Genomic DNA, 5,362 nt, shown 5'->3' with positions numbered 1-5,362 from the left:
GGCGGGCGCGTCGGCCCGGCGCTGCGGCCCGCGAGCGTCATCGCTTCCTTGATGACGACCGGGAACGAGCCCCAGGCCCAGGCCGCGCGCAGCGGCGCGAAGATGTTCGACACGCGCAGCGCCTCGTCGTGGCGGCCGGCGCGCAGCGCGTCGTACATGCGCACCATGAGCTCGGGGAACACGTTGGCGGCGGGCGAGATGGTGCCTTGCGCGCCGTGGAACATCATCGACAGCGCGATGGTGTCGCGGCCCGAGAACAGCAGCGCGGGGCGCGGCGCGGTCAGCAGGTACTCGATGGATTGCGTGAGGTCGCCGCCCGAGTCCTTCATGCCCACGATGTTGTCGGCCGCCTGCATGCAGCGCGCGAGCGTGGCGGGCAGCACGTTGACGGCGGTGCGCGGCGGGTTGTTGTAGAGCATCACCGGCAGCTTCGTCGCGCGCGCCACGGCGGTGTAGTGCGCGACCAGCTCGTCCTGCGTGGGCTGCACGAAGTACGGCGTGATCACCAGCGCGAGGTCGGCGCCCAGGGCTTCGGCGGCCTGCGTGAGCGCGATGGCGTCGCGCGTGGAGGCGCCGCCGGTGCCGGCGTACAGCGGCACGCGGCCGTCGATGGCGCGTATCGACAGCTCCAGCAGGCGCATGTGTTCGTCGCGCTCCAGGGCAAAGAACTCGCCCTGGCTGCCGGCGACGGAAATGCCGTGCACGCCGGCGCGGATGTAGCTGTCGATCAGCTCGCCGACGCGGGCTTCGTCGAGCCGGTGGTCGGCGGTGAAAGGCGTGGCCATGGCGGGCACGACGCCGTGGAATTTCGAGAGGTTCAAAGAGAGCTCCGGAAGAAGAACGAAGAGGGGGCGACGGGCGGCGTCAGTCGACGCCCATCAGGTGGCCCAGCTGCACCACGTAGTGGCCGAAGGCGGCCGCTTCCTTGGTGGTGCGCGGGTCGCGCGGGCGCGGCAGGTCGATGCGGATGTCCTCGACGATGCGCCCCGGCCGCTCGGACATCACGAGCACGCGGTCCGAGAGAAAGACGGCTTCCGAGATGCTGTGGGTGATGAGGATCACCGTCTGGCGCATCTCCTGCCACAGGCGCAGCAGCTCGACGTTGAGCTGGTCGCGCGTGAGCGCGTCGAGCGCCCCGAAGGGCTCGTCGAGCAACAGCACCTGGGGCCGCATCACGAGGATCTGCCCCAGCGCGGCGCGCTGGCGCATGCCGCCCGAGAGTTCGTGCGGGTAGTTGCGGCGGAACTTCTCCAGCTTGAGGACCGGCAGCAGCGCCTCCACGCGCTCGTCGATGTCCTTCTTCGGCAGCTTGCGCACCTCGGCCGCGAGGCGGATGTTGGCCTCCACGGTTTCCCACGGCAGCATGTTGTGGGTCTGGAACACCACGCCCACGTCGTCGGACATCCGCGTCTGCAGGTGGTCGAGCACACGCACCTCGCCGCCCGCGTCGGGCTGGATCAGCCCGGCCACGATGCGCAGCAGGGTGCTCTTGCCGCAGCCGCTGGGCCCCAGGATCGAGACGAACTCGCCGCGCTGCACCGTGAAGTCGACCTGCTCCAGCGCGCGCACGCTGTGGCGCGCGTCGAAGGTCTTGGCGACACGGCTGACGCCGATCGCTGTGTCGATGGCTCCGGGGGCGCGCACCGTCGCCTCGCCGGTGGCCACGGTCCCAGGCTTCACTTGCGAGCCCCCACCCAGCCGCCTTCGGAGATGTCGAAGACCACGCCGTCGAGGTCGCGGAATTTCATCTCGTAGTACAGGCTCTTCTTGTCGTGCGGCAGGTCCATGAAGAAGGTGCCGCCGTGGTCCTCGATGGCCTTGCGCTGCGCGTCCAGGTCGTCGACCCAGAAGCCGAAGTGGTGCGTGCCGATCCAGTCCTTGCCCTTTTCAAGACCTGCCGCCTCGTCGGTCTTGTAGTTCAGCAGCGCCAGGCAGATGGTGCCGTCCGTGAGGTACACGCCATCGGCGATGGGCGAGTGCGTGGGCTCGACGATGGTGAGGTCGAAGACCTCGCTGTAGAACTTGGCCGCCTTCTGGGGATCGGGAACGGCGAGGGCGATGTGACGCAGTTTGGCCATGGAAATGTCTCCTGAGTTGAAATCTTTGAAAGGACGAAAGAGAAAGAGGGGTGAAGGCTCAGAGCCCGCGCCACCAGATGCGCTTGGCGGCCAGCTCGACCAGCAGGTACAGCAGGCCGGCGACCACCGAGATCACCACCAGCGCAGCGAACAGGTAGTCGGTGCGCGCGTTGGCATTGGCCTCGAGGATGAGGTGGCCGAGCCCGCGCTCGGAGCCGACGAACTCGCCCACGATCGCGCCGATCACGGCCAGCGGCATGGCCGAGCGCAGCCCGTCCATGATCGAGGGCAGGGCCGAAGGCACGTAGAGGCGGCGGAAGGTGGTCCACGACGAGGCGCGGATGGCGCGAAAGTGCTCCACCAGGTGCGCCGGCGTGCCCGCCAGTCCGCCCATCGTGGCGATCACCACCGGGAAGAAGGCGAAGAGAAAGGCCATCAGCACCTTGGAGGTGTCGCCGTAGCCGAACCAGATCACCATGAGCGGCGCCAGCGCGATCTTGGGCAGGCCCTGGAACACCACGATGAGCGGGTACAGCGCGCGCCGCACCACCGGGATGGCGTGGATCGCGAGCCCGAGCAGCACGCCGCCGACGGCCGCCAGCGCGAAGCCGGCCAGCACCTCCTGCGTCGTGACCCACGACTGCACGAGCAGGGCCATGCGGTTGGTCCACAGGCTGTCGAGCACCTGCGACAGCGGCGGCAGCAGGTAGCGCTTGATGCCGAACACGTCGACCGATTTTTCCCACAGCAGGCCCAGTGCGAGGAACAGCAGGGCGGGGTCGGTGAAGCGGCGCCACGATTCGGCGCGCGAGGAAGGGGCGGGGTGCATGTGTCTTGTCTCCGGGTCTTTTTTATGTGGCGTGTCTTGTCTTGTCGCGTGGTGGGCGTTCAGCGCTTCGGGTAGTCGCTGTTGTCGCCTTCGGTGTCCTGTGCCGTGCGCGGCCCCCACTCGGGCGGCGGCACCACGAACCGGTCGAAGTGCCACTGGTCGAAGGCCGCGAGGTCGTTCTTCCAGACGCGGGGCGTGTAGGGCTGCGCAGGCGTGATCTGCACCATCTCCGCGTAGAACTCGCAGTAGTTGCCGTCGGGGTCCTTGAACACGAGGAACAGGTTCTCGCCGGGCCCGTGCTTGCCGATGCCGCGCACGATGTCGATGCCCTGCGCCTGCAGGTAGCGCGCGGCGTCCTCGATCTCGGCCAGCGAGCCGAGCTGGTAGGCGAAGTGCTCCAGCCCGGGCCGCCCCGGCGTGTAGGTGGCCGCATGCTGCGGATCGCCGGGCGCAATCTGCGCCAGCGCCAGGTCGTGGTGGTCGTTCCCGCAGCGCAGGAAAGCCATCTGGTCCTCGATGTAGTCGGACACTTCCAGCCCGACGATCTCGGTGTAGAAGCGCACGGAGGCCTTGAGGTCGCGCACGTTGAGCACGACGTGCCCGAGGCGCTGGGGACGGGGGCGTTGAACCATCGGTGTTGCTCCCGCGCTCATGGTGCGAGCAGGTCGTTGCTGTACGCGTCCTGCGGCTTCACCTTGCCGCCGAGGCCGAAGGCCTTGTCGACGAACTGCACGGTGGCGCGCATGCGGTCATCGCGCAGGTGGCCCAGCCCCTTGGCCTTGGCTGCCGGGTCGACCAGCAGGTCGTTCATGTCCTTGATCTGCGCCAGCGCCACGGCGCGGTCGGTGGTGGGAAACATCTTCACCATGAGATCGGCCGCCTGCTCGGGGTTGGCCATGGCGAACTCGTAGCCGCGGTACGAGGCGCGCAGGAACTTCTTCACCACCTCGGGGCGCGTCTTGATCAGGTCTTCGCTGGCCGCGAAGCCGCTGCCGTAGGCGTCCAGGCCGAAGTCGCTGTATTCGATCCAGCCCAGCGTCACGCCCGCGGCCTGGGCCTGCTTCTGCGTGACGGCGCGGTTGCTCCCGCGCCAGCATTCGGCCAGGTCGACCTTGCCTTCGATCAGCGAGGCGTCGACCACGGCGGGGTCCATGCGCAGCAGGCGGATGCTGTCCTTGGGCTGGCGGTTCAGCTCCAGCCAGGCGGGCACGACGTTGTGCACCGGCGAGGCCGAGCCGCCACCCAGGCGCAGGCCCTTCATGTCGGCCGGCGTCTTGGGCTGGTGGCGCTTGGTGTCGAAACAGATGCCGGCGGGCCAGCGCGTGTTGATGGCGCCGATCATGCGGATCTTGCCGCCGTTGGCGCGGTTGAGCACCAGGCTGATCGGGTCGACGTAGCCGAACTCGAACTGCCCCTGGTCCAGCTCGTTGGCAGTGCGGTTGCCGCCGTAGCCGCGCACGATGGCGGTGTCCAGGCCCAGCTCGCGGAAGTAGCCCTGCGCCTGCGCGACGATCACGCCCACCGAGCTGCCCTGCGGCAGCCAGGCCATGTTGTAGGTGACCTTCTCCTGGGCGAACGCGGGGGGCGCGCCGGCCAGCAGCGCGCTGCAGGCGAGGCCGGTCAGCGCGCGCGCGATCGCGGCGAATCCTCTGCGGGTGGGTTGCATGTCTTTGTCTCCATACCTTGTTGTGATGCGAAAGAACGGGGCCGTGGCCCCGTCGTGCCGGCGCTCAGACGCGCTCTGCCTGCACTTGATTGGCCAGCCGTCCGATGCCCTCGATGCTCGCCACCAGCCGGTCGCCCGGCTTCAGGTAGATACCCCGACCCATGCCCACGCCGGTCGGCGTGCCGGTGGCGATCACGTCGCCCGGTTCGAGCGTGACGATGGTCGAGAGGTAGGCGATCTGCTCGCGCACCGTCCAGATCATGTTGGCCGTGCTGTCCTGCTGCATCGGCTCGTCGTTCACGTCCAGGCGCATCTGCACGGCCTGCGGGTCGGGGATCTGCCAGGCGGGCACCAGCCACGGGCCGATGGGGGCGAAGGTGTCGTGGCACTTGCCCTGGAACCAGTCGTGCTTGAACGGGTAGTCGCCGCGGATGTTGAGGTCGCGCGCCGAGATGTCGTTGACGATCGTGTAGCAGGCCACTGCGTCGAGTGCGTCCTCGACCGACACGCGGCGGCAGCGCTTGCCGATCACGGCGGCGAGTTCGACCTCCCAGTCGAGCTTGCTGGTCTCGGGCGGCATCTGGATCGTCTCGCCGTTGCCGATCACCGTGTTCGAGAGCTTCAGGAACATGTACGGCTTGCTCTGCGACTTGGCGGCCAGCACGGTGCCCATTTCGTTGGCGTGCGAGGCGTAGTTCGAGGCGGCGCAGAAGATGCGGCTCGGCACGAAGGGCGCAGCCACGGCCGCGGCGCCGTCGGCCACCGGCCGGATCGCGCCCGAGGCGGCCA

The 5,362-nt window shown here is 68.5% G+C and carries 7 protein-coding genes; all 7 read right to left on the bottom strand.

Features of this window, described 5'->3' with window-relative positions:
• Positions 1–821: 4-hydroxy-tetrahydrodipicolinate synthase (gene dapA / locus VBO01S_RS30695; RefSeq protein ID WP_062482779.1), on the bottom strand; the 821-nt coding region annotated here is incomplete at its 3' end.
• 43 nt (positions 822–864) lie between these two features.
• Entirely contained in the window at positions 865–1,665 is an 801-nt protein-coding gene (locus VBO01S_RS30690; RefSeq protein ID WP_255221255.1) for an ABC transporter ATP-binding protein, read from the bottom strand.
• A gap of 11 nt (positions 1,666–1,676) precedes the next feature.
• Complete coding sequence (locus VBO01S_RS30685; RefSeq protein WP_070063818.1) at positions 1,677–2,078, bottom strand: VOC family protein; 402 nt, start codon at positions 2,076–2,078, stop codon at positions 1,677–1,679.
• Positions 2,079–2,136: 58 nt separating this feature from the next.
• The gene (locus VBO01S_RS30680) at positions 2,137–2,907 is read right to left on the bottom strand and encodes an ABC transporter permease (RefSeq protein ID WP_082818351.1); all 771 of its coding nucleotides are present in this window, start codon (positions 2,905–2,907) and stop codon (positions 2,137–2,139) included.
• Between the two features lie 59 nt (positions 2,908–2,966).
• Positions 2,967–3,539, bottom strand: a complete 573-nt coding sequence (locus VBO01S_RS30675) for a VOC family protein (protein WP_062482776.1) — start codon at positions 3,537–3,539, stop codon at positions 2,967–2,969.
• A 17-nt stretch (positions 3,540–3,556) separates the two neighbouring features.
• Positions 3,557–4,573: an ABC transporter substrate-binding protein gene (locus VBO01S_RS30670; RefSeq protein ID WP_062482773.1), complete on the bottom strand. Its 1,017-nt coding sequence runs from the start codon at positions 4,571–4,573 to the stop codon at positions 3,557–3,559.
• Between the two features lie 64 nt (positions 4,574–4,637).
• Positions 4,638–5,362, bottom strand: a 725-nt coding sequence (locus VBO01S_RS30665; protein WP_062482769.1) for a fumarylacetoacetate hydrolase family protein, incomplete at its 5' end; no start/stop codon positions are given.

Source organism: Variovorax boronicumulans NBRC 103145 (assembly GCF_001591345.1).
Lineage (GTDB): Bacteria > Pseudomonadota > Gammaproteobacteria > Burkholderiales > Burkholderiaceae_C > Variovorax > Variovorax boronicumulans.
The sequence above is the reverse complement of the archived record's forward strand: the minus strand, read 5'-3'. Positions and strand labels throughout refer to the sequence as shown.

Coding starts and splice junctions, on each gene's coding strand:
- VBO01S_RS30670 (WP_062482773.1), bottom strand. CDS start 4,573: ATGCAACCCACCCGCAGAGGATTCGCCGCGATCGCGCGCGCGCTGACC.
- VBO01S_RS30685 (WP_070063818.1), bottom strand. CDS start 2,078: ATGGCCAAACTGCGTCACATCGCCCTCGCCGTTCCCGATCCCCAGAAG.
- VBO01S_RS30675 (WP_062482776.1), bottom strand. CDS start 3,539: ATGGTTCAACGCCCCCGTCCCCAGCGCCTCGGGCACGTCGTGCTCAAC.
- VBO01S_RS30680 (WP_082818351.1), bottom strand. CDS start 2,907: ATGCACCCCGCCCCTTCCTCGCGCGCCGAATCGTGGCGCCGCTTCACC.